18 protein-coding genes are annotated in these 24,749 nt (G+C 35.5%); 10 read left to right on the plus strand and 8 right to left on the minus strand.

Annotated features, from left to right (window positions below; genetic code table 11):
* Positions 1-45 precede the first annotated feature (45 nt).
* The 7 genes from AEQU1_RS09400 to AEQU1_RS09430 all read left to right on the plus strand — a co-directional run bounded on the left by AEQU1_RS09400 (position 46) and on the right by AEQU1_RS09430 (position 8,047).
* A complete protein-coding gene (locus tag AEQU1_RS09400) occupies positions 46-558 on the plus strand; it encodes a hypothetical protein (protein ID WP_111880629.1) in 513 nt (170 codons plus the stop codon).
* 159 nt (positions 559-717) lie between these two features.
* Entirely contained in the window at positions 718-2,121 is a 1,404-nt protein-coding gene (gene mnmE / locus AEQU1_RS09405; RefSeq protein ID WP_111880630.1) for a tRNA uridine-5-carboxymethylaminomethyl(34) synthesis GTPase MnmE, read from the plus strand.
* Positions 2,122-2,247: 126 nt separating this feature from the next.
* Entirely contained in the window at positions 2,248-2,676 is a 429-nt protein-coding gene (locus AEQU1_RS09410) for a peptidylprolyl isomerase (RefSeq protein ID WP_111880632.1), read from the plus strand.
* 149 nt (positions 2,677-2,825) lie between these two features.
* Positions 2,826-4,424, plus strand: coding sequence for a tetratricopeptide repeat protein (locus tag AEQU1_RS09415; protein WP_111880634.1), 1,599 nt, complete (start codon positions 2,826-2,828; stop codon positions 4,422-4,424).
* Between the two features lie 157 nt (positions 4,425-4,581).
* Positions 4,582-5,871 carry an OmpA family protein gene (locus tag AEQU1_RS09420; RefSeq protein WP_111880636.1) on the plus strand — a complete coding sequence of 430 codons (1,290 nt, stop codon included), beginning with the start codon at positions 4,582-4,584 and terminating at the stop codon, positions 5,869-5,871.
* 74 nt (positions 5,872-5,945) lie between these two features.
* On the plus strand, positions 5,946-7,151 hold the full coding sequence (locus tag AEQU1_RS09425; RefSeq protein WP_111880638.1) for a hypothetical protein: 1,206 nt from the start codon (positions 5,946-5,948) through the stop codon (positions 7,149-7,151).
* A gap of 20 nt (positions 7,152-7,171) precedes the next feature.
* Positions 7,172-8,047 (plus strand): hypothetical protein, encoded by an 876-nt coding sequence (locus AEQU1_RS09430; RefSeq protein WP_111880640.1) that lies wholly within the window; start codon positions 7,172-7,174, stop codon positions 8,045-8,047.
* 52 nt (positions 8,048-8,099) lie between these two features.
* On the opposite strand, the gene AEQU1_RS09435 is transcribed toward AEQU1_RS09430, so the two are convergent.
* Positions 8,100-9,659 (minus strand): NAD(P)/FAD-dependent oxidoreductase, encoded by a 1,560-nt coding sequence (locus AEQU1_RS09435; RefSeq protein ID WP_111881377.1) that lies wholly within the window; start codon positions 9,657-9,659, stop codon positions 8,100-8,102.
* Positions 9,660-10,038: 379 nt separating this feature from the next.
* Here AEQU1_RS09435 and AEQU1_RS09440 point away from each other — a divergent pair, with 379 nt between their 5' ends.
* From AEQU1_RS09440 to AEQU1_RS09450, 3 genes are all read left to right on the plus strand, one after another.
* Entirely contained in the window at positions 10,039-11,322 is a 1,284-nt protein-coding gene (locus AEQU1_RS09440) for a sorbosone dehydrogenase family protein (RefSeq protein WP_111880641.1), read from the plus strand.
* Between the two features lie 108 nt (positions 11,323-11,430).
* Positions 11,431-13,722 (plus strand): TonB-dependent receptor, encoded by a 2,292-nt coding sequence (locus AEQU1_RS09445; RefSeq protein WP_111880643.1) that lies wholly within the window; start codon positions 11,431-11,433, stop codon positions 13,720-13,722.
* A gap of 281 nt (positions 13,723-14,003) precedes the next feature.
* Positions 14,004-14,996, plus strand: coding sequence for a lipoate--protein ligase (locus AEQU1_RS09450; protein ID WP_111880645.1), 993 nt, complete (start codon positions 14,004-14,006; stop codon positions 14,994-14,996).
* Between the two features lie 120 nt (positions 14,997-15,116).
* Here the strand turns inward: AEQU1_RS09450 and azu are convergent, their stop codons facing one another.
* From azu to AEQU1_RS09485, 7 genes are all read right to left on the minus strand, one after another.
* Positions 15,117-15,626, minus strand: a complete 510-nt coding sequence (gene azu / locus AEQU1_RS09455) for an azurin (protein ID WP_111880646.1) — start codon at positions 15,624-15,626, stop codon at positions 15,117-15,119.
* Positions 15,627-15,773: 147 nt separating this feature from the next.
* The gene (locus AEQU1_RS09460) at positions 15,774-17,111 is read right to left on the minus strand and encodes a capsule assembly Wzi family protein (RefSeq protein WP_181566747.1); all 1,338 of its coding nucleotides are present in this window, start codon (positions 17,109-17,111) and stop codon (positions 15,774-15,776) included.
* 10 nt (positions 17,112-17,121) lie between these two features.
* A complete protein-coding gene (locus tag AEQU1_RS09465; protein WP_111880650.1) occupies positions 17,122-19,503 on the minus strand; it encodes a polysaccharide biosynthesis tyrosine autokinase in 2,382 nt (793 codons plus the stop codon).
* 115 nt (positions 19,504-19,618) lie between these two features.
* Positions 19,619-20,404, minus strand: a complete 786-nt coding sequence (locus AEQU1_RS09470; RefSeq protein ID WP_111880651.1) for a polysaccharide biosynthesis/export family protein — start codon at positions 20,402-20,404, stop codon at positions 19,619-19,621.
* 233 nt (positions 20,405-20,637) lie between these two features.
* On the minus strand, positions 20,638-22,563 hold the full coding sequence (locus AEQU1_RS09475; RefSeq protein WP_111881379.1) for a nucleoside-diphosphate sugar epimerase/dehydratase: 1,926 nt from the start codon (positions 22,561-22,563) through the stop codon (positions 20,638-20,640).
* A 68-nt stretch (positions 22,564-22,631) separates the two neighbouring features.
* Positions 22,632-23,768 carry a DegT/DnrJ/EryC1/StrS aminotransferase family protein gene (locus AEQU1_RS09480; RefSeq protein ID WP_111880653.1) on the minus strand — a complete coding sequence of 379 codons (1,137 nt, stop codon included), beginning with the start codon at positions 23,766-23,768 and terminating at the stop codon, positions 22,632-22,634.
* A 327-nt stretch (positions 23,769-24,095) separates the two neighbouring features.
* Entirely contained in the window at positions 24,096-24,662 is a 567-nt protein-coding gene (locus AEQU1_RS09485) for a sugar transferase (RefSeq protein ID WP_111880655.1), read from the minus strand.
* Positions 24,663-24,749 lie beyond the last annotated feature (87 nt).

The following is a 24,749-nucleotide window of genomic DNA, read 5'->3' on the forward strand; positions in this document are numbered from 1 at the left end:
TAGTTAGTTTAATCCTTAAAATCAATAATAACTAAAACTACACACATGAAAACATTAAAAACATTAAGCATTTTATTCTTCTCTCTACTCATTCTTTCCTGTTCCAAAGATGATGGTGATGACGAAGGTAGCACCGATCCTGAAGCTGAATTTACAGCTACTATTAATGGCGGACCCTATAACAACTTTGTGGCAAAGTTAGGTAGCTATTCATCTGATAGTACTTACGGACTTACAATTGCAGTTGTTGACGAAAATGGAAATACTATCCGCCTTTTTATGAACAATACAGGTGGATTTAGCAGTGGTGTTACTAAGGAAGTGGGAGATGTAGATGGAGACGGCTTTCAAACAAGTGCTCTTTTTAGAGACCAAGCAACCCAAATTATCTATACTGCAAATTCGGGAAGTTTAAATATTGAAAAAAACAATGAAAGTAATGCCGACCCAGACAATAGAGTTGTTTCAGGGACTTTTAATGTTACAGCTACTATTAATTCAGGAGTCACAGTTACTATAAATGGTAATTTCAAAAATATGGTAGTTTCTGGTTTGTAAAGAATTTTTAAGACGGAGTAAAAAGGGAAATAATCTTGTGTTGTTTCCCTTTTTATTTAAAGTAGCATACTTTTCAATTTTTATTATACTATTTATAAATCGATAACTATTATTCAAGTCCAGAAGTGTAAACAACAATAATTAGTACTTTTGCAGCCAATGACACACTCAGACACTATCGTGGCAATGGCAACCCCAGCAGGCGCTGGAGCAATAGCTATTTTAAGGCTTTCAGGGCCAGAGGCTATCAACATTGCTTCCTCTATTTTCACTTCCATTTCGGGAAAGGAACTCGCAAAGCAGAAAACACATACTGTACATTTAGGAAATATAAAAGATGGTGAACGTGTTATAGACGAAGTGCTAATCACAATTTTCAAAAACCCAAACAGCTATACAGGAGAAGACGTGGTGGAAATTTCCTGTCACGGAAGTAGTTTCATCCAACAAGAAATAATACAACTATGCCTTCGAAAAGGTAGCCGAATGGCACAGGCGGGTGAATTTACATTACGTGCCTTCCTCAATGGAAAGATGGATTTAAGCCAAGCAGAAGCAGTTGCAGACCTAATTGCTAGCGACAGTGCTGCCAGCCACCAATTGGCAATACAACAAATGCGCGGCGGCTTTTCTTCAGAAATAAAAAAACTTCGCGAAGAGCTTTTAAATTTTGCTTCTTTAATTGAGTTGGAACTAGATTTCGCAGAAGAAGATGTGGAGTTTGCTAATAGGGAAGAGTTTCAAAAACTTATCTCAAAAATCACCCTTGTTCTTAAGCGCTTGATAGATTCCTTCGCCACAGGAAATGTGTTAAAAAATGGTATTCCTGTTGCCATTGTTGGCGAACCCAACGTGGGTAAATCTACGCTTTTAAATGCGCTGTTAAATGAAGACCGCGCCATAGTTTCAGAAATTGCAGGAACTACACGCGATACTATTGAAGATGAAATAAGCATAGGCGGAATCGGGTTTCGCTTTATTGATACTGCGGGAATCCGAGAAACGATTGACGTTATTGAAGGCTTGGGGATAAAGAAAACTTTTGAAAAAATTGATGCTGCACAGGTTGTTGTATATCTTTTTGATGCTGAAAAGTTTCTAGTTTCAAGCTCCAAATTTCAAATTGAAATTGAAACGATAAAAAATAAGTATCCCTTAAAAAATCTTGTAATTGTTGCAAATAAAGTTGACAAGCTTACAGAAGAAGAAATAAAACAACTAAATGTCACCCTGAGCGCAGTTGAAGGGGCTTCCTATTTGTTGCTTTCTGCTAAAACCAACCAGGGCGTGGAAGAACTCCAAAATAAATTACTCGAATTTGTAAACACCGGGGCGCTCCGAAACAATGAAACCATCGTTACCAACAGCCGCCATTACGACGCTATGCTGAAAGCCTTGGAAGAGATTATAAAAGTTCAAGAAGGTATTGACAGCGATTTGAGTGGAGATTTGCTGGCTATAGACATTCGGCAAGCACTTTATTATTTCGGAGAAATAACCGGTGAAATATCCAACGACGAACTTCTTGGAAATATTTTTGCTAATTTCTGCATCGGGAAGTAAAACTGTTTTTAATTCCGTTAAGATTTCCTTAAATCAACCGATTAATACCATTATTCCGTGGAATTGGCTATTGAAACCCATAGTTTTGCCCATTATTGATTAAATAATTGAAAAAAACAAAATATTATGAGTCAAGTTACAGGAAATGAAACCGTAAAACTTCACTACACAGGAAAACTGAATGACGGACAAGTGTTCGACAGTTCTGTGCAACGCGAGCCACTAGAGGTAAAACTTGGAGAAGGTCGATTGATTCCAGGTTTTGAAAAGGGATTAGTGGATATGAAGGTTAATGAAAAGAAAACTATTACCATCCCGAAAGATGAGGCATATGGTGATGTTCAAAAAGAACTTTTCCAAAAAATTCCAAATGACAACCTTCCACAGGAAATAAAACCGGAAGTTGGTATGGGTCTTGTGTCTAAAAATCCTGACGGTAGTGAGCGTCAACTGCGCATCGCAGATGTAAAAGACGATTTTATTATCGTAGATGCTAACCATCCATTGGCTGGACAGGATCTTACTTTTGAGCTTGAACTATTGGAGATAAAATAATTTTTTATCATATTTTTTAAAGAAGAAGGCTGCCGTTTTGGCGGCCTTTTTTTTTAAAACTTTTCAAGCTTATGTAACTAAAGTAGCAAACTAATACTAAGGTTTTTCTTAAATTTGTGAATATCCATCAATTCTAAGACACCTCACCTATGATTGAACAAAAGAAGTATTTATATATACTTATTTTTTTAATAATAGCACCAATTACTTCGCACTCCCAAAAATTTTCTAATAACCAAATTGATAGTTTATTTAATGAAATAAAAGTAAAGCCAAACACAACTACTAAGGTCGATGGCCTAATTTCATTGTATAAAAAAGCTAATCGTTCTAAAATAAAAAATGAGGCTATTATTGATGAAGCAATAGCTATTTCAGAAAAGATATTTTACTTAAAAGGCCTTGGCGAAAGTTACGACAGGCGCGGATTGGCAGCTAGGTATGCCAACGATTATGAGCAAGCTGTAAATGATCATAAAAGGGCGCTAAGCTATTTTGTTAAAACAACAGATACGCTACTAAAAATTAAATGCCTAAATAATTTGGGGGTCAGTTTTAGAAAGTTAAATCTGGAAAAAGAAGCTTTCGACTATTATTTTCAAGCACTGGCATTATCAGAAAAAATAAATCACGATAAAAGTATTAGTATAGCTTTAAATGGGATAGGCAATGTATTTCTTGATATTAAAGAATATGACAAAGCATTATACTATTTCAAAAAAGTATATACGCTTGATGTAAAGTCTAAGAATATAGAAGGGCAACAATATAGTTTGTCTAATATTGGCGAATCGTATTTATATAAGAAATCTTATGATACGGCATATTTTTACATCAATAAGGCCTTAGAATCTACTAAAGAATTTAACAATAAGGAAAGTGAAGCTATTAGGTACAATCTGCTAGGGTTACTTTTTCAAAAGAAAGAAGACTATAAACAATCTACCGAATACTATAAGGAAGCCATTCCTATGTTTACACAAACAAATAATATTAGGTATTTGAGCAATACGCTCATTAACCTTGGCCGTAACGAGTTACATTTAGGACATTTTGATATTGCAAAAGACAATATAACCAACGGCTTAAAAAACGCTAAAATTATAAAGTCTAAGGAAAATATTGCCTTAGGATACCATGCATTAGTAGATTATTATACAATTACCAAAGATTACAAAAACGCGCTAGAAGCTCATCAAATGGCTATGGTTTTTAAGGACAGTATTGTAAACGAAAAAATTCAAAAAAGCATTGTTAGTACGCAGATTGCTTATGAAACGGAGAAAAAGGATACTGAAATTCAACAATTAGCAATTGAAAAAAGCGAGATACAAGAAGATGCCAAAACCAATTATAATAGGTTGTTAATATCTATAATTGGGGGTTCGAGTGCAATGATTGCTGTACTTATTATGTTTTATTTATATCGTAAAAATTCTGATTTAAAAATTGAATTTAAAAACAATCAATTACAAAAGTTTATGAATCAAATTAAGGAATTGGAAAACAAAGCAAATTCTAAAGATGAAATAAATCAGGAAAATTTCATTGCGCATTTAAACGAATTCAATCTTACAAAACGTGAAATAGAGGTTTGTTCTTTAATCGCGGAAGGATTAAATAATAACGAGATAGCTAAAGCCATGTTCGTTTCAAAAAACACTATTAAAACACATATTAAAAATATCTACTCAAAATTAGATGTAAATAACAGGATTCAAGCAATTCAGAAATTGAATGTTGCTTAAAATATTCAGCTACTCCCCGATTCCCATTTTTACTAGCCTAAAAGACTAAAAACCACCCTTCTGGGTGAGTAAAATCACACTTTATAATGAAGTAAATTTTATAGTTTAAAACTAATTTAGCATTAGTAAAAGTGCTAACATTTAAACTATAAACACGATGAAAAAACCAATTCAGAATTACCATTTCAACATAACGATTAAATTCTTGTTAGTTGCGTTGCTATTTAGTTTTGCACCGCAGCAATCGAATGCTCAAATTTTTAAAAAGCTTACACAAAAGGCTCAAGATAAAATTGAGAAAGAAGCGGAAGATAGAACTGAAAGAAGAGTTAATAAAAAGATTGACAAAACTTTTGATGAAACCGAAGATGCCATCGATGGGAAAACTTCAGAAGACAACAATTCAGAGAATAATTCAAATAATACTAATAATTCAAGCAATTCTACAGCAGAAAACGGAAATCAGGCATCTAATAACCCTAATGTAGTTTGGAATAAGTTCGATTTTATTCCTGGAGACACTGTAATTTTTGAAGATGGCCCAAGCGCCAACGAAGAAAACGGTGAGTTTCCTAGCCGTTGGGATTTATATAGAGGATCTGCAGAAATTGGAGAAGTAAATGGCGAACCTGTTATTATGTTCTTAAATGGTGGGGGGCGAATTGTTCCGTATTTAAAAAATTCAAAAGAAGACTATTTACCCGAAGTTTTTACAATTGATTTGGATGTTTGGTTTGATGGCGATGATTCTCATAATCATAGATATTGGATAAAATTTAAAGACGATAAGAATCAATTTAATAAAACAAAAAATGATCAATTAGAAATTTACTCCAATGGGTTAGAATTTTTAGATACAGATAAACGCTATCCTGGGAGAGAAAATGTTAATTGGAATGTGAATAAAGTGGGGGTTTGGAAACACATTTCAATTGCGTATACCAAAGGAAAATTTAAAGCTTATATGGATGACACAAGATTAATTAATGTGCCTCATTTAGAAATGAACCCTTGGGGAATTACACTTCTTGCTGAAAACGATATGATGTACGTTAAAAACTTCCGTATTGCCAAAGGCGGTGTGAAATATTATGACCGTGTACTTTCCGAAGGGAAAATTATTGTTAATGGAATTAAATTCGATACAAACAAAGCTACGCTGAAACCAGAAAGCATGGGTCCGATTAATGAAATTTACAGCCTTATGGAAAAGCAAGCCGATCTTAATTTTAGTGTAGAAGGCCACACAGATAGTGATGGGGATGATACTTCGAATATGACTTTATCTAAAGCCAGAGGAAAGACCGTTATGGATAAGCTTATTGAAATGGGGATTAGCGCCAACAGACTTAAAGCATCTGGTTTTGGTGAAAGTAAACCTATAGATAACAACACTACTCCTGAAGGAAAAGCCAACAATAGAAGGGTTGAATTTGTCAAGTTTTAAATTGACTACTATTTCTTAACAGGTCTTAAGGCCTGTTAAGAAATACCATTTACGAATTTTTAAAACAAACAAAAATGCTACACAGATTAATACTTATTACACTATTCACTTTTGTTGCAACGATAAACGGTTTTTCACAAGAAAAAACGAATGTTTCGGGGGAATGGATGTTAGAACATATAGCCAAAAATGGAAAATACGAAAGTATAGGCGCGCTGCTAGACTTTAATGAAGATGGTAAAGTGTATACTCGGCAAATACCTATGGGAACTTGGGAATTTAACCAAGCTGAAAACACCATTATAATGAATATAAAGGAAAAACCGGAAAGCTATGAAATAGTTTACTTATCTAGCACCAATATGCAGCTGAGCGTTAATGATGAAGAGTGGTATTTAAGCAAAATAGATCGCGAAAAAATAGAGAAAGACAATTTGGCCTCCGGCTTAATAGGTTTATGGGAATACGCAAATGATATGGGCGATGGTACGCGTCGTTTAATTGAATTTAAAGCACCCGATAACCTAACGCTTATAGAGAAATCTAAAGATATGCAGGGTCGCTCTTCTGGCATGTGGTTATTTGATGCAGAACTTAATAGACTGACTATTATTGGGCAAATAGAACGAATTAGGGGTACTAATGAAGAGGTAACTATTACAGATAACGAAGTAAATTTTGTAAATAATAAAGTGGCTACTACCTTAAAAAAGGTAACCCGAGATACGGTAGCGCTAGAGCGTCTTACTTTTAAGAAGGAAGATTTTTATGATGAAAATGGAGATTACAAATACTACGATGACGAACAAAAATTACCATGGAATGATTCAATGGAAATGATGATGAAGCTGGAAAACGTAAAACAATTGGTTTACTCCTATTCAACATTAATAGAAGGAGCCGTTGTTTTTGAGAAGAAAACGCTTATTGCAAATGTAGATTCGAACCTTGATGAGCAAACATTGAGTATTGATTTTATTTTTTATGGATACGACCGCTATAATCTTCCGGAAGACGCCGAACTACCTCCAAATGAATATGATGAATACAATGATCTTTACCCTTTAGAAGACGACACCTATAGAGTTGTTGGAGAAGAAAATATTACAACCCCTGCAGGAAGTTTTAACTGCACCGTTGTTGAAGCTGCTGGTAGTTTTGATGAAAACATAAAATTCTGGATGATTAATGACCAACCCGGTATTGTTGCCAAAATCATTAAAGATGAACCCGGCAAATTTGGTCATTATATTATATACGAACTACAAGAAATAAAATAAGAATCTAAAACTTTAAAGAAATGAAAAAATCTAGCCTATTATTAGTATTAATTATAACACTTATAAGTTGCAATAGCAACAGTCAGAAAGCATTAAAGCGGTACCAAATAAAATCGGGTATTGTGGAATACAAATCTACAATTACAGGAAATGCTTTGGGAAGCACTATGTCTGGTGCTGGTACAGAAACAATTTATTTTAAAGATTGGGGTGCTATTGAATTAAAGGATGAAAGATCTACCCAAAACACGACTATTAAAATTCTCGGTACCGAGAAAAACGAAACGGAGGAAACTCACATTGTCAACAAATTAGACAATGGTGAATGGTATACCGTTAATTTTGACAGAAAGGAGATAACCGCTCAAAGATCGATACCCATGGATATGATTACAGCATTTCACCCCGATGCCGATGCAGGTGATGTTGGTAGAGATATGATAAAAGGACTTGAAGGAAAAATGATTGGGGAAGAAGATTACAAGGGTTATAAGTGTGAAATCTGGGAAGCCATGGGCGTGAAACAATGGGTTTATAAACATTTCACATTAAAAATTGAAAGTACTGTTATGGGAATAACTACTTCTAAAGAAGCCACTAGTATACAATTTGATATTCCTGTTCCCGATAAATATTTTGAACTACCAGATTTTCCAATTGTAAAAACAGAAAGTTTTTTTAACAATGAAGATTTTAACGAAGATATGGATATGGAAACAGACATGGAAAGTATTAATGAAGATATGACTAAACTAAGCAAACTTTCCTTTGAAGAATGGAAAACAATGGCATTGGCCGATAAAAACGATGAAGAAATGCAAAACATGAGCGAGGCAGAACTTCGTGAAATGTATAATATGATTCAGAAAATGATAAAAATGAGAAATGGGGAGTAAATAGATTCCAATTATCAACCTGCCGCCTGCTGGTAGGCAGGTTGATAAATACCTAATCCCTAATTAACTTCCCCGCAATCGAATCCACACAATTAATTCCATCAATAGCTGCGGAAATTATACCGCCGGCATAACCAGCACCTTCCCCACAAGGGTAAAGTCCTTTTATTTCAATGTGCTCCAATGTTTCAGGATTTCGCGGAATACTTATTGGCGAAGACGTCCTACTCTCCGGCGCGTGCAACACTGCTTCGTTTGTATAATACCCCTTCATTTTCTTTCCAAAAGATACAAAAGCTTTCTTCAACCGTTTTGATAGTAAAGGCGGAAGCACTTCATTTAAATCTGCGGAAACTATTCCAGGTTGATATGAAGTCTTCGGAAAATCTTCAGAAACCTTTCCTTCCACAAAATCAATCATCCGTTGGGCAGGTACTTTTTGGGTCTTCCCTCCTGCTTCCCAGCAACGTTGTTCCACAAACTTTTGAAAGTCGAGACATACAAATGGATCATCTTCTTTATAATTTGGCAAATCTTTTGGCTCCACACTCACCACAATTCCAGAATTTGCATACGGATTGTTCCGTTTACTAGGGCTCCAACCGTTAGTAACCACTTCCTCCTGCGCTGTGGCGCAGGGTGCAATAATCCCCCCCGGACACATGCAAAATGAATACACACCCAAACCATCAACTTGCTCTACCAAGGAATAACTTGCTGGTGGTAAATATGGATTGTCATCTTCGCCGTGATATTGAATATAATCAATAAGCTCCTGTTGATGTTCTACACGAACACCAATTGCAAAAGGCTTGGCTTCAATCTTTATATTTTTACCGTGAAGTAAATAAAAAATATCCCTAGCCGAATGGCCCGTTGCGAGAATCACGTTATCAAACTCCAACCAATTTTCATTATTGATTTGAATAGCTTCAATAGAATTATCTTTCACTTTTAGATCCGTCAATTTTGAATTGAAATGTACTTCCCCACCATTTTCAAGTATCGCCTCTCGCATTGAAGTTATGATCTTTGGGAGTTTATTGGTTCCTATATGCGGATGTGCATCTACCAAAATATCTTCATCTGCTCCAAAATGAACAAACCATTCCAACGCTTTCAACACATTCCCCCGTTTTTTGCTGCGTGTATAAAGTTTACCATCGGAATAGGTTCCGGCGCCACCTTCTCCAAAACAGTAATTGCTTTCCGGATTTACAATTTGCTCCTTATTGATTGCGGCAAGATCTCGCCTCCGTTCGCGAACGTCTTTGCCACGTTCAAATACAATTGGCTTTAACCCAGCCTCAATAGCTCGTAAAGCAGCATAAAGGCCTGCCGGACCAGCACCAATTATTGCTATCTGTTTTGCAGAAGAAACATCCATTGGAATAAACGGCGGAATTGTTTCCCGCTTTTCGCCCTTCAGCCATAATTCAATTTGTAGATTTATTTTTATGGGTTTCCGGCGCGCATCAATAGAACGTTTCCTAATTCGCCAATCGCTTATACCATCTCTGCGAAGCTTTTCCTTTTCCAAAGCAAGCTCCAAGATATAATCTAAATCTTCCTGTTGGCGAGGTAAAACAGCTATTTGAATCAATATACTCATAGGCGACAAAGATAATTTATTAAATGGTGAATCTGTGAGTTTGTGAATCTGTGAATCTGTGAGTCTGTGAATGTGTGAATCTGTAAATGTGTGGATGTGTGGATGTGTGGATGTGTGGATGTGTGGATGTGTGGATGTGTGGATGTGTAAATAATATATACTCACTAAATAACTTATTCACCTATTCACCTATTCACTTATTCACCTATTCACTTATTCACCTATTCACTTATTCACCTATTCACTTATTCACCTATTCCCTATTCACCTATTCACTTATTAACCTAACAATCCAAACTCCGTTAAAAATTATCTAAACTTTCAACATAATTCTTTAAGTGAAACTGTAATTAGCTAATTTTAAGAAAAACCAAAAATTATGAAAAAATATATACTTCTCTTGGCGCTTTGCACCTTTACTATCTATTCCTGCAAGTCGGAACAGAAAAAGAGTTCAGAAGAAATGGCAAACTCACAAATAAGCGAAACTGCCGATACTGTACAAACGGCCATTGGACCATTAGTACTCCCAAAACCATTTGCCACTAAATCTGTAAGAAATTCCACAAAATTGGTAGATTGGCCCGAAGGAAAAATGCCAGTTGCGCCCGAAGGTTTTACAGTAACAAAATTTGCAGATGGTTTTAAAAACCCACGTTGGACTTACATTGCACCAAATGGAGATATGTTTGTTTGTGAAGCAAACACACGCGGAAGTGCGGGACTCATAACTTTGCTACGCGATAAAGATGGCGATGGAACTGCAGAATTGCGCCAAACTTTTCTGGAAGATTTAAAACAACCTTTTGGGATGCTTGTAATTGACGATAGTTTTTACGTAGCTAATACTGATGGACTCTATAAATATCCATACACTAAAGGACAAACTTCATTAGAGGCCCAAAAAGGTGTAAAAATTGTTGAGCTACCAGCTGGTGGTTATAACAATCATTGGACAAGAAATATTATTACCAATGAAACCAAAGACAAAATATATATTTCCGTAGGTTCTGCCAGCAATGTCGCCGAGCACGGAATGGATGAGGAAGTACGTCGCGCAAATATTCTGGTGGTTGACCTAAACGGTCAAAATGAAAAAGTATACGCCAGCGGTTTGCGAAATCCTGTCGGAATGGATTGGAACCCTATTAATGGTGAACTGTGGACGGCCGTAAATGAACGCGACAAACTTGGTGATAATTTGGTGCCTGATTATGTTACCAGTGTTAGGGAAGGCGGTTTTTACGGTTGGCCTTACTCCTATTACGGTCAGTTGAAAGATCCACGTATGGAGGGAAAAGGGACTGATCTTGTTGCCAAAGCAATTGTACCAGACGTTTCAGTGGGACCACATACAGCTTCACTTGGCCTTACTTTTTATGATGCCAACAGCTTCCCTAAAAAATATAAAAATGGATTATTTGTGGGACAGCATGGCTCTTGGAATCGGTCTGTTCTTTCTGGTTACAAAGTAGTTTTTGTTCCTTTTGAAGATGGAAAACCATCGGATCAGCCCCAAGATTTCCTTACTGGATTTATTGCAGATGAAAATGCCTCCGAAGTATATGGAAGACCTGTTGGTGTTACCGTCACCCCAAAAGGTGATTTACTGGTAAATGATGATGCGGGAAACGTTATTTGGAAAGTGAGTTATAATAAGTAAAAAGTGAATTTGTGAATTAGGAAATGCATGTACCAATAAGATTTGATTCTTGGCAATTGGCAAATGGTTATCGCTATATCCTTCGCTCTTAAAAAACTATAATAAATAATGAAGTTACTTCTTCAAAAAACATTGGCGGTTATATTTGTGACCGCCTTTTTTAATTTTTCATTCGGGCAAACTATTGAAGGATCTGTTTTTTCCGAAGAAAACCTTCCTATTGAAAATGTTTCCGTTTTTTTTAAAAATAAAGAAATTACTAAAACCGACAAAAATGGCTCTTTTACTCTTCCAGAAAAATTCAAATTACCACTTTCGCTCCGGTTTGAGCATCCAGATTATTTTATAAAAAATGCTGAAGTCACAGAAAATAAAATGATTTTCAACCTTTCTCATCTTTCAAAAAATGAAAATCTGGAAGAAGTAATTATTTCCTCCACATATCAAAAGCAAAGCGAGGTTATAATTCCTACTTCAAAAATTACTTCAGAAAAATTTGAGGAATACAGTCCCATAGATTTGGTTTTGGCAATCAATGAAATACCTGGAGTTTTTATTCAAAGTGGCGCTATAAATACCAACAGAATTGTAATTCGCGGAGTGGGTTCACGAACACTTTACGGCACTAATAAAATTCGCGCTTATTTTAACGGAATTCCCATTACCAATGGCGCGGGCGAAACCGCTATAGATATTTTCGATCCCGAAGATCTAGAAAATATTGAAATAATAAAAGGACCAAAAGCCACACAATATGGCACCAATCTCGGGGGGACTTTGCTTCTCAATTCCAAACAAGCGCCGGGACGCGAATCTTTATTGAAAAGCAATTTAACAGTAGGCTCCTTCCGAATGATAAAAAACTCAGTTTCTGTAGCAACATCCTTTGAGAAATTTTCACTTAATCTAAATTATGATCATTTGGAAACAGAGGGATTTCGGGACAACAGCAATTATGATAGAAAAACTTTGCTACTTACTTCAAAATATACTTTCAATTCAAAAAACCAACTTTCTATCTTGGTAAATTATATAGATTATTTTGCGCAAATTCCAAGTTCCATAGGAAAGACCGCTTTTATGGAAAATCCGAAAGCAGCCGCTTTTACCTGGGCACAGGCACAAGGATTTGAGGATAATAAACAAACCCTTGCCGGCTTGAGCTTTACCCATCGATTTTCTGAAGATTTCAGTAATACGAGCAGCGTTTTTTACACCTATTTGGATCATTACGAGCCGCGTCCTTTCAATATTCTAGACGAGTTTACAAATGGCTATGGCGCGCGAACTGTTTTCGCAAAAGACTTCATTTTTCTGAAAAACAAAGCCAATATCAGTTTTGGAGGGGAATTTTATAAAGATGAATACAACTGGAATACCATTGAAAATTTATACGAAGAAAACAATGGCAACGGAAGTTTGGAGGGCAGTCAGTTAAGTGATAATTTAGAAATTCGCGACAATTTGAATGTATTCGCAACTGTAACATTACCTTTTACAGAAAAATTTAAAGCACAACTTGGCCTTAATTTTAATACTACACAGTATGATTTTAAGGATGAGTACAATTTTGATGAAATTGATAAAAGCGCCAAGCGAAATTTCGATCCAATCTTGGCGCCCAATCTCAACCTTTTATATCAATTTACTTCGGATATAAGTTCGTATTTCAATTTTAGCAAAGGTTTTAATTATCCGTCCATCGAAGAAACACTTACTCCGGAAGGAGTTATAAATCCTGAGCTGGGGCCCGAAAAAGGATTTAATTATGAATTGGGAAGCGAGCTATTCTTCTTCAAAAGAAAACTTCATTTGCAAGTAGCTGCTTATTTTTTAAAAATAGAAGATTTATTAGTGGCAGAACGCGTTGGCGAAGATCAATATATTGGTCGGAATGCGGGGAAAACAGCACATAAAGGCATTGAGATCAGTACAGAATATACTATTCCTGTCAATGCAAATTTTTACGTTTCTCCCTTTTTAAACGCAGAATTCAACAATCATAAATTTATTGATTTTGTTGATGGGGAAGATAGTTTTTCGGGCAACCAACTTACGGGAGTTCCGAATAAAAAAGTGAATGGTGGAATTAATTTAGGATTTAAAAATTTGAGATTGAATACCAATTTTCTTCACATTGGTGAAATTCCCCTAAACGATTCTAATTCTCTTTATTCAGAAAAATACACTGTTTTCAACACAAAAGCTTCCTATAAAAAAGAACTTTCTAAAAAGCTTTCTTTAAAAATAAACGTAGGCATCAGCAATTTCACAAATGAAAAATACGCATCATCCGTATTGATAAATGCCACAAGTTTTGGTAATTCAGAACCTCGCTATTATTATCCGGGAATGCCAAGAAATTGGTTTGGGGGAGTAATGGTTAACTATAAGATGTGAGAATTTAGTATTGAGTATTGAGTATTGAGTATTGAGAAATAAATTTTATTTGTTGTGTTTTGCACTGTATTTATTTTGAAATTCTTCAGTGGAATTAAATTTGAGGTTTATGAATACAATTCCTAACCCCTATTCGCTTTTCAGCAATCATCATTCACTTACTCACAAACTCACCTACTCACAAATTCACAAACTCACAAACTCACAAACTCACAAACTCACAAACTCACACATTCACCAATTCCCAAATTCCCCTATCTTTACAAAACAAAAAAACAAATATGATTTTCATAGAAAACGAAGGCATTACCAACCCCAATCTCAACCTTGCACTGGAGGAATATGCGCTGCGGAATTTTAGTGCGGAAAGTGATTATCTATTATTCTATATCAATGAGCCCTCAATAATTATAGGCAGGAACCAAAACACCTTAGAAGAGATAAATCACGAATATGTTGATAAAAACGGGATTCACGTGGTGAGAAGGGTGTCCGGCGGCGGCGCAGTATATCATGATTATGGGAATTTAAACTTTAGTTTTATAACAAATCACGATGGAAAAAGTTTAAATAATTTTAAAAAGTTTACCGCGCCAGTTATTAAAGTTTTAAAGAATTTAGGACTGGATGCTGAACTTAAAGGAAGGAATGACATTCAGGTGAATGAGAAAAAAATATCGGGTACCGCCCAGTTTTCCACAGGAAAAAGAATGGTGAGCCACGGTACGCTTTTGTTAGATACTAATTTAGGCGAAGTGGTTAATGCGCTGAATGTAAAAATGAGCAAGATTGAATCCAAAGGTCACAAATCTGTTCGGAGTCGGGTGGCAAATATTTCTGAATTTTTAAAAGAACCCTTGAAGATTGAGGAATTCCGAAAACTTCTTTTAGAAGGACTTTATGAGGAAAGCGAACCTTTTGAAAGTTACCATTTAACAGACGATGAGTGGAAAGGGGTTCACCAATTAAAAGAAGAAAAATACGACACTTGGACATGGAATTACGGCCGGTCGCCTAAGTTCAATATTCAGCGGAGTAAACGTTTTGCTGTTGGAGAGATAGATTTGCGGATTTTTGTGGAGAAGGGGCATATAAAGGAGTTTAAAATATTTGGAGATTTTTTCGGAAAGGAACCAGTGGAAAACCTTGAAAAGCTTTTGGAAGGTGCTCGCTATGAAAAGGAAGATATTTCAGACCTCTTGAAGGATATCGAGATAAAGGAATATTTCGGAGATATTCCGAAGCTTGACTTTATTGAACTGGTTTATGGGTGAGTTTGTGCCCTTCGGCAGGCTCATGATGACAAAATTGTGAGAACATTTTATAAAAAAAAGCCGCAATTATATTGCGGCTTTTTTATTAAATACTTCTCATTTCGTTTTTTAGCACTTCGTTTATTCAACAATAAATTGACCTTGCATTAAGGCGTAGTGTCCTGGAAATGTACACATAAAAGTGTAAGTGCCGGGAGCTGGAGCATCAAATTCAATTGTATCACTCTCGCCACCACCAAGCATTTTAGTATGTACGATAATCTTATCTTTCATATCTGTAGGGATATATTCGCTATCTTTTGCAAGAGCAGCAGCTTGTCCCACAGCAGCCATGTCTGCATCTTGGGTAAGTAAGGTCCAATTATGCCCCATTACTGTTTTGTCCATCTTCCCAACGTGTTTCAATGTAAGTTTAACTTTTTGACCCGCTTTAACGCGAATCTCGCTTTTGTTGAACTTCATTTGATCATTACCCTCTATTGTTACATTAGCTACAGCATCATCTGTAGTTTCGGCTGGAGAGGTTTCCTCCACTTGGGTACCAATTTTCAATTCTTTCTTCTCTTCTTTTTTATTGTCTCCGCAACTAATTGCCAAAGCGGCCACAAAAATTAATATCAACTTTTTCATATCACTTTTATTAAGGTTAATTAATACAAATTTAAACGCTATTGCTTCCTTAACAAAAATTAATAGCAGTAATTTTTCAAAGATTAAGAAACTCCTAACATTTAAAACTTACTATTATAAGGAAGTCTAGTCTTTTGAAATAAAAATTTAGAATGAATAAGAATATGCAATTCCACCCCCTAAGAGTGTTTCGGAAATGTTAGAGAAATCAGCCCCAGCCATAATGGTAAACATCCCCAGTTTTGGGGTTTTGTAGGAAAGTGTTCCGTAATTATACCAATATTTCCAAGTAGGGTATATTGGCTTTCCGTAGGTGCCTAAGTAATTTGCATAGGTACTTTTTAGCTTCCATTGAAAATTGTTGAATTTTCCCGTTACCCCGAAATGATGCACTTTTGAACGAGTACTTATAAAGGGTGTGTTGGTGCCATTAATCTCAACATTCTTATCAAAAAGGATAAACGGAATTCCGATAATGTTTTCTTCATACGTCCATCCGCTTCTATATATGGAATTGCTGAAGTAATTGTCCTTGCCACTTCCTATAGAAATACCACTTTGATCTACAGTGTCTATATATTCATAAAGTACTGAAGATATTATGTTTTGATTTTTTGGTTTAAAATAAACACCCCATAAACCATCTGGAAAGTTTGCCCAACGGGTGCCAGACCCATCTTCTATATAATGATCATGGTAAAGGGAGAAATTTCCCCATGTATTTTCAAACTCATAATTGATTAAAATACTGCCTAAATGATTTCCTACTTTATTAATAGTCTCACCCTCTATTCCATATTCTTCTGCATTGTGGGCAAAAAATACATTCACATAATCCTTAAAGCCACTTTTTAATTTTCCCCAATCGGGAGAAGTGCCACCCCATTGGGCATAATGTTGTACACTTAAGGTCAGTTTATGATTTTCGTTAAATGTGGTGATTAAACCCAATCTTTTATAATGTAACTGGGTATTATCTACATAACGAGCATCATTCAATACATAATATCCAAATCCCCAATCTATTGCAAACGTATTGGAGATTTTGAAAGGATTATTGGCTTCTAAAAGAATTCCGGGTAAGGGCCGTGCATTACCTGACCATAAAAAGTTTTGATTGGTAGCGGAAAGTCCGTCCAGCACCTCAGTTTGCTTTTTTGCTCCAAGAGTAGCCAGCAACCAAGAATTTTCAAATTGAATATATAAATCCCTTCTTTGAATTGCATCTTCAACTCCATCTCTTCCATAAATAGCTACACCTGCATTTAATTTAAACGAAGAAAAAGTAAGGTTAGCTTTTAAATCTGCCGTTACAGAAAGATTGCTTAGTTCGCCTACCGAATTATTTGTATTCGTGTGAAACCAAAAGGGGTTTTCATCTTCCGTTGCTAGAATGGATTTTAACTCAACAGTACCGTCAATTCCTAATTCCTGTGACAAAAGCTGTAAGGGTAATAGAAATATAATTATTACGTACGCTTTCATAAAAAAGAATTTATCTATTGAATACTCTCTGTAGAAAAGAACGGTTTTCCTCAGAATAGGCGTAACCGTATTTATTTCCATAGCCAAAATTGTTTAAATCTACATTGTTAAGCACAATAGCTACATTAGCCAAACGCCCATCATTAATAGCGTCCTGTGGAAATTCTAACAAACGTTTATCAGTATAACCTGCGCGCACTACATACAGTGTGATATCTGCAAGTTTGTTAATTAAAATGGTATCAGTAACGAGCATGGATGGCGCCGTATCCATAATAATATAATCAAAATCTTTTTTAAGCTCTTCAATAAATTGGGTTGTTCGTTTTTGCATCAGCAACTCCGCCGGGTTTGGAGGTATGGCACCCGAAAGTACTATGCTTAAGTTTTCATTGTATTCGCTTTGATTCACAACATCATTTACTTGAATGTCATCGTAAACTATAAATTCGGTAAGTCCTTTTCTTGTCTTTAAATGATCCGGTAGATACCGCTGCAATTGGGGGTTACGAATATCAGCTCCAACCAAAGCCACCTTTTTACCAGTATTGGCAAGAGTCAAGGCTAAGTTAAAGGCAACAAAAGTCTTTCCTTCTCCTTTAATGGTTGAGGTGACAATCATGGTTTTCCCTCTCTCACTTTCTTCCAATTTATTTATAAATAGATATTGCAGGTTAGTCCTTAATATTCTATAGGCTTCCGCCATTACACTGCGGTCATTATGCTGGATAAGATCTGAATCTCCTTTTTGTACTTTCGGAATTTCACCGATTATAGGAATAGATTTTAACTGTTTTTCTACATCTTTCCTATTTTTCACTTTGGTACTAAGTAGATAAAAACTGTAAATACCACCAAAAGGTATTAAAAGACCTGCAAGAAGAGCACCTAGATAAATAAGTGGTCTTTTTGGGGAAACTGGTTGTTGTGAACCGTAAGCCATATCCACAATCTTCGCCTTATCAGAAGTTGCTGCCAAAGCAATTGATGCTTCCTCGCGTTGCTGTAGCAAGAAAAGGTATAGCTGTTCCTTAATAGATTGCTGGCGCTCAATACCTCTAAATATCTTTTCTTTTGCGGGAACCTGCGAAATTTTGGAACTGATAATATTTTCTTGGATATTTAAATCCTTCATCGCAATTTTTAATGCATTTTTAGAGTTTTCCAAACTTCCCAAAATATTGTTTCTCATTTGGGATATTTGCTCGTTCACACTCTTTACAACTGGATTTTTAGGAGTAGACGTTTGCAAAAGTTTGTTTCTATATAAAATAAGCTCATTATAATTGTTTACCGCAGTGCCTACATTCTCATTTGAAATACCAATATTGGCAGGTAGCAGCTCATCAGTAGAACTATTTTTCATGTAATCAATCATAGTATTGCTCAATTCCATTTGAGTGGAAACATCTAACTGTCTTTTATTGAAATCACTGGCATTTTCGAGTGTAATCTGAGCCTCAGCTTGAATGTCTGTCAAGCGATTGGTACTTTTAAAATCTTCCTTATTGGTTTCTACTGAATCTAGCTCACGCGTTATAATCTGTAATCTCGATTCAATAAAGGCAGAAGTTTTCTTAGCTATCTCATTCCGGTCTTGTACCGCATCTTTATTGTACTGACTCACAAGATCATTTAAAAAATCTTCTCCTTTTTCTTTATTTTGAGTTTGAATTGAAAGCTCTACCACATTGCTTTTAGCATCAGCATTCAAAATGTTAACCCTCTCTTGAAATCCCAATGCTACATCTTCTACAGACTTATAACTTACAAGAACAGTTTTGTTTATGTATGATTCAAATCTCTCTGTATCTTCTAAATTTGGCAACACGGTTATATCACCAAAAACTAAAGAGATACTTTCTCCAAATTTATGGGTCGTTTTACTGCTTCTAGTTTCGTCTTCAATAATAAATTCAGAATCAGATAAAATTTCTAGGTACAAAGTAGGCACTGGCTTACTTGAAAACGTTTCATTAAAAGTCTGAAAACGAACTACGAAAGGTTTATAGCCATAGATTTCGGAGGTTTTAATATTCCCCAATACTTCATACTTTATATTAAGCTGAAGTTCCTTAACGGTTTCTGAAATTAGCCTTTTAGAGTTGAATATAGCCAACTCATTATCAATTTGGTTACTCTTAAAACGCGACAGAAAACTACCAAACTGCGAAAAGGCAGCCATTTCTAGTGGACTTTGGGTCTTTTCGTCTTTTATAATGATTGTGGCCTTACTTTGATATAATTGTGGTGCATAGCGTAAATAAACAAAGGCAACTGCAAGTGCTATAATTACCCCTATTACAAAAAAATACCAATAACGCGCGTATTGGTCTATAAGCTCCCTTAGCGAAAGTTCGTCTGATTCTTGGTTATTCTGAATTTCCAACATAGTTTCATTCTCTACAAACTAAATGACACAATGGCCATTTCAAAAATTTATACCTTATTAATTTTCGACAATTAAATATCACTTTTTTAGTGTAATCTCTATTGCTTTAAAAATACTATCTAAAAATAATAGCCATAGCAGAAAGAAGCAGTGAGGCTACACTAACATAGATAGCCGTATTCCTATTAAAACTACTACTTTGTACTTGTGCTTTATTTGGTTCCACATAAACAACATCATTCTGTTGTAGATAATAATAATCACTGTTTAAAATTTCAGCACTTCTAAGATCTAAATATTTATAATTCTTAGTTTTGCCATCATCCCTAACTACTAATACATTATCCCTACGTCCATATAGAGTCAAATCTCCTGCCAATCCAAGTGCTGCTGGCAATGTAAGACGTTCGCCTTCAAAATTATAAGTACCTGGCCTGTTGACCTCTCCCAATAAACTCACCTTGAAATTTACTATGCGTATGGTAACTATGGGGTCTTTAACATATTCTGAAATGCTTTTGCTCAACATTTCGCTCAACTCGGTTCTAGTCAGTCCAGCCACTTGAATCCTTCCCAGTACTGGAAAGTCTATGGTACCATCCTGTGCGGTAAGATAAGATTGCTGCTGGTTACTGTTGTTATAAGTTATGCCAGAAGATTCTACTGAAGGGCGCGTCTCGCTTATAAGATTGAACGGGCGGACAGCATTTAAATCATATGCCGATACCACGATACTAAGAAGATCATCAGGCTGAATCTTTGAACTTTTTTGAATTGTATCCAAAAGCATTTGACCCTGAGTCAAATCCTGGAAATACACAATTTTTTTGGAAGAAACACAGGATACGCCAATGGTTCCAAGAAATAACAGTATAAAAATTTTAGTAAAAAACCCCCTCATAATTTTTTTTTGCAAATATAATCTTTTCTAATTAGCCCACTCAACAGAAGAGCATATAACCGAGAAAACTATCTTTTAATCTATAAAAACAAATCAATATTATTAAACAAATAAAGTCATCCTCATTCTAATAAGATAATTAAGACTTCTTTTTATTCACTTTTGTAAAAAAAGAGAACCCTCATAGATAAGTACGAAGGTTCAGAATACTAAAAAGTTTAATTTTTCTTTACTTAGTTTTGATGGTGAACATCTAATATTTGGTATTCGGAATTTTGACTTATAAATTCCGGAACTAATCCTTTAAGCTTTATAACTACTTCCATTTTATTAGTTTTTGAAGTAGCGTTAATTATCGACTGAATCTTCTCACTAACACTATTGAAGTTTTCAACATAAACTTTAGAAACCATAATTTTAGGGTGGAAAGTAGGCAATGTTAATGCCGTGTCGCTTAACAATTCTTCATAAAGCTTTTCTCCAGATCGTAAACCGATTATCTGTATGTCAATATCCTTGTATGGTTTTAAACCGGATAGTGATATCATCCGTTCAGCCATATCCAATATTTTCACTGGCTTACCCATATCAAAAATATAAATTTCGCCCCCATTTCCCATTGTTCCTGCTTGCAAAACGAGCTGACAGGCTTCAGGAATGGTCATAAAATATCTTATAATGTCTTTATGTGTAACGGTAACTGGACCTCCCGCTGCAATTTGTTTTCTAAAATATGGGATTACAGATCCATTAGATCCCAATACATTACCAAAACGTGTGGTAATAAATCGTGTATGGGTACCTATTTTTTCCTGTAGAGATTGCACATACATCTCTGCAGCCCGTTTGGACGCGCCCATCACATTTGTTGGATTTACGGCCTTATCTGTGGAAATCATTACAAACTTATCAATTCCATGTTGCACAGAAAGATTAGCTAAATTTACAGTTCCACTTATATTAACGTCTATTGCTTCGTGAGGATTCTTTTCAATTAAAGGCACATGTTTATATGCCGCAGCGTGATACACCATATCAAACTTATAATTTGAAAATATCATCTCTAAACGTTCTACATTTCTTACATCTGCTAAAACCGTAGAAAACTTTAAGTCTGGAAATTCACTGCTTAAATGTAACTCCATTTCGTAAAGTGCAGATTCAGCATTATCCAATACAACAATTTCTCGGGGATTGAATACTGCTAATTGCTTCACTATCTCACTCCCTATAGAACCCGCTCCACCAGTTACCAGAATCGTTTTATTTTCTAAATCGTCCTTGATAATTTCAGTATCTATTTCAATAGGACGTCTATCCAAAAGATCCTCAATTTCAATGTGTTTTATTTGTGTCTGTATATTCTCTTTTTTGTTCCAATTTTCCACTAACGGCACATTGAAAACTTCTATACTATTAGCTAAACAAGTCTCTACTATTTCATTTGTCTCCGCCATAGAAAGAGAATCACGAACCATTAATATTCCGTCTATTCTATGTTTAGCGATAAGATCTGCAAACTGAATAGAATCTTTGTTGATAGACATTGAAAAAACAGGCTTTCCAAGTACGTTTAAGCTTTTGTTTAAATTATCTTCAGAAATAAACCCAACTAATTTAAAAGATAAGTCAGATTCCGTAGTAAGTGCTCTAGCCAAATTAATGGTTTGGTTGTCCATTCCGACTATAACAACACGCTTTTTCAAACTGCTGCTGTTCATTCTTCTCAAATACTGATAAGATTCCTTCACTACTATTCTGAAAAACAGCATCAGGGTAAAGGAAAAGAACATATATAAAATTATGCCCGTGGTTAGAAATATTTTTTCTCCACTCACAGCAAAATAAGCCAAATTAAAAACTACTACCGAAAGAGCAGTTAAAAATGATGCCGCAGCAACTCTAAATACATCTGTAAAAGTAGAGTGGCGAACTATCCCCGCATACGTTCGAAGCATGTAGAAAAAGAAAATATTGGTGGCTAATATAAAAGAAGCCCTAACTGGCACCGACCATACCTTCTGAAATTTCAACGGAGTTCCGTCCAATATCATATATGCTATCCCAAAAGATACGATACATATAAAAATATCAAGCAAAAATACTGCCCAACGCGGTAAATAGCGTTGATTGAGTAAACACATGGTCTTAGTACGCATTCTTAATTTTTCTAAAAGAGAATTTTTATAAACCACAATAAAGTAAGATTTGGGACTACAAATATACTCTATTTATCGATTAAATGTATTAAAACATCGTTAATCTTAACCTTTTCTTCACTTTGCAAGTTTGAACCAGATGGGAGACATAAGCCAATTTCGAATAGCTTTTCTGAAATATCGGTTCCATAATAGGGTGCATTTTTAAAAATAGGCTGCAAGTGCATTGGTTTCCATAACGGCCTACATTCAATATTATTTTCGGCCATTGCCAAGCGTATCTCTTCATTTGAAAAACCACTGGTTCTTTCATCTACAAGAATACAGGACAACCAATGGTTAGAAAAGTAATCTTCATTTGGCTCTTTAAATACCTTCACCCCTGCTTTATTCCGAAAAATATTTTGGTAAAATTGGTTCATCTCTCTTCTTAATCCTACATGTTTATCAAGCACTTCCATCTGCCCACGCCCTATCCCAGCTGAAATATTACTCAACCGATAATTATACCCAATCTCTGAATGTTGGTAATGCGGCGCTGCATCACGTGCTTGGGTGGCAAAGAATATCGCTTTCTCTTTGTGTTTTAAATTACGGGAAACCAAAGCCCCACCCCCAGAGGTGGTAATAATTTTATTTCCATTAAATGAGAGGATTGATAGGTCTCCAAAAGTGCCGCATTTGTTTCCTTTATAGCTACTTCCAAAAGCTTCGGCGCTATCTTCAATAATAGGAATTTCGTATTTTTCAGAAATCTTTCTTATTTCATCAACCTTATAAGGCATTCCATAGAGATGCACTGCTATAATTACTTTCGGTTTCTTTCCTTTAACTATTCGGTCTTTTATAGCTTCCTCCAAATGGTTGGGACAGATATTCCATGTATCAAGCTCACTGTCAATAAATATAGGTGTAGCACCTAAATAAACAATTGGATTTGCAGAAGCGGAAAATGTCATGCTTTGGCAAATTACTTCATCGCCTCTTTCAACACCCAATAATATAAGCGCTAAATGAATCGCGGCCGTTCCAGAACTAAGTGCTGCAACGTGATTTCCCTCGCCCAGATAATTTTCTATTGCGCCTTCAAACTCCTGAACATTAGGTCCCAAGGGAGCTATCCAGTTGGTTTTAAAGGCTTCGTTTACGTAATTTTGCTCACTTCCGCCCATATGCGGCGATGATAAATAAATCTTTTCTTTCATTAGCAATATTTGCTTAAAAACAAATTTTCATTAAAATATAAATCTGAAATCGAACGAATATTAATTAAACTGGATTAATTAGTAGACGATATCACAGAACTTTGTATTGTCAAAATTCTCAAATACTTATGTTTTTTTTTCGAGGGCGCAAAATTAGAAAATTTATAATGGATTTATAACCTTTTAGAGAAGTTTAACCTTAAAAGTAAAAGCCTAAAAATAGAATCTGTAAAACATTATCCCGATAGCTATCAGGACATATTCACATACTCACATATTCACATACTCACATATTCACATACTCATACTCACATACTCACTTACTCACTAATACCTAACTGCCAAAAGCTTCCAAACAACCACCTCCAAAATAATCCTCAAATCTCCAAAAAACGAACGATTATAATAATACTCTAAATTCATCCGAACCTTATCAGGAAAGATAATTTCATCATTATATAGTAAGGGATCTTTTTGTTTTGCCAATAGCGCTTCCTCATTATAGTATTTAAGGGCGGCACGGCTGCATAATCCGGGCTTTAGTTCCAGTATTTTTCTCTCCTCTCCTTCCATCTTATCGTAATATCCGGGTACATCGGGTCGCGGGCCTACAAAGCTCATCTGACCCAAAAGTATATTTAACAACTGCGGCAGCTCGTCAAATTTAGAGCTTCTAAGAAACTGTCCATAGGAAGATATAGTTCCGCAACAAACTTGCATAGAACGTATTTTATAAATGGCGAAAGGTTTGCCATATTGCCCAATTCGGGTTTGTAGAAAAAGGCCTTTTCCAGTATCAATAGCCGCAATTACAATTAATAATAGTATAAGCCAACCGAAAAACAGAAGACCAAATGCTGAAAATAGTATGTCGAAAATTCTTTTAATGGAAATATTATATTTTAATTGTTAAATGATAGCGGATTGTCTGGTCGAGCGCAGTAGAGACCTCAACCAAAAATCCAAAACGTGGTCTACAGT

Origin of the sequence: Aequorivita sp. CIP111184 (genome assembly GCF_900489465.1) — a bacterium.
Classification (GTDB): Bacteria; Bacteroidota; Bacteroidia; order Flavobacteriales; family Flavobacteriaceae; genus Aequorivita.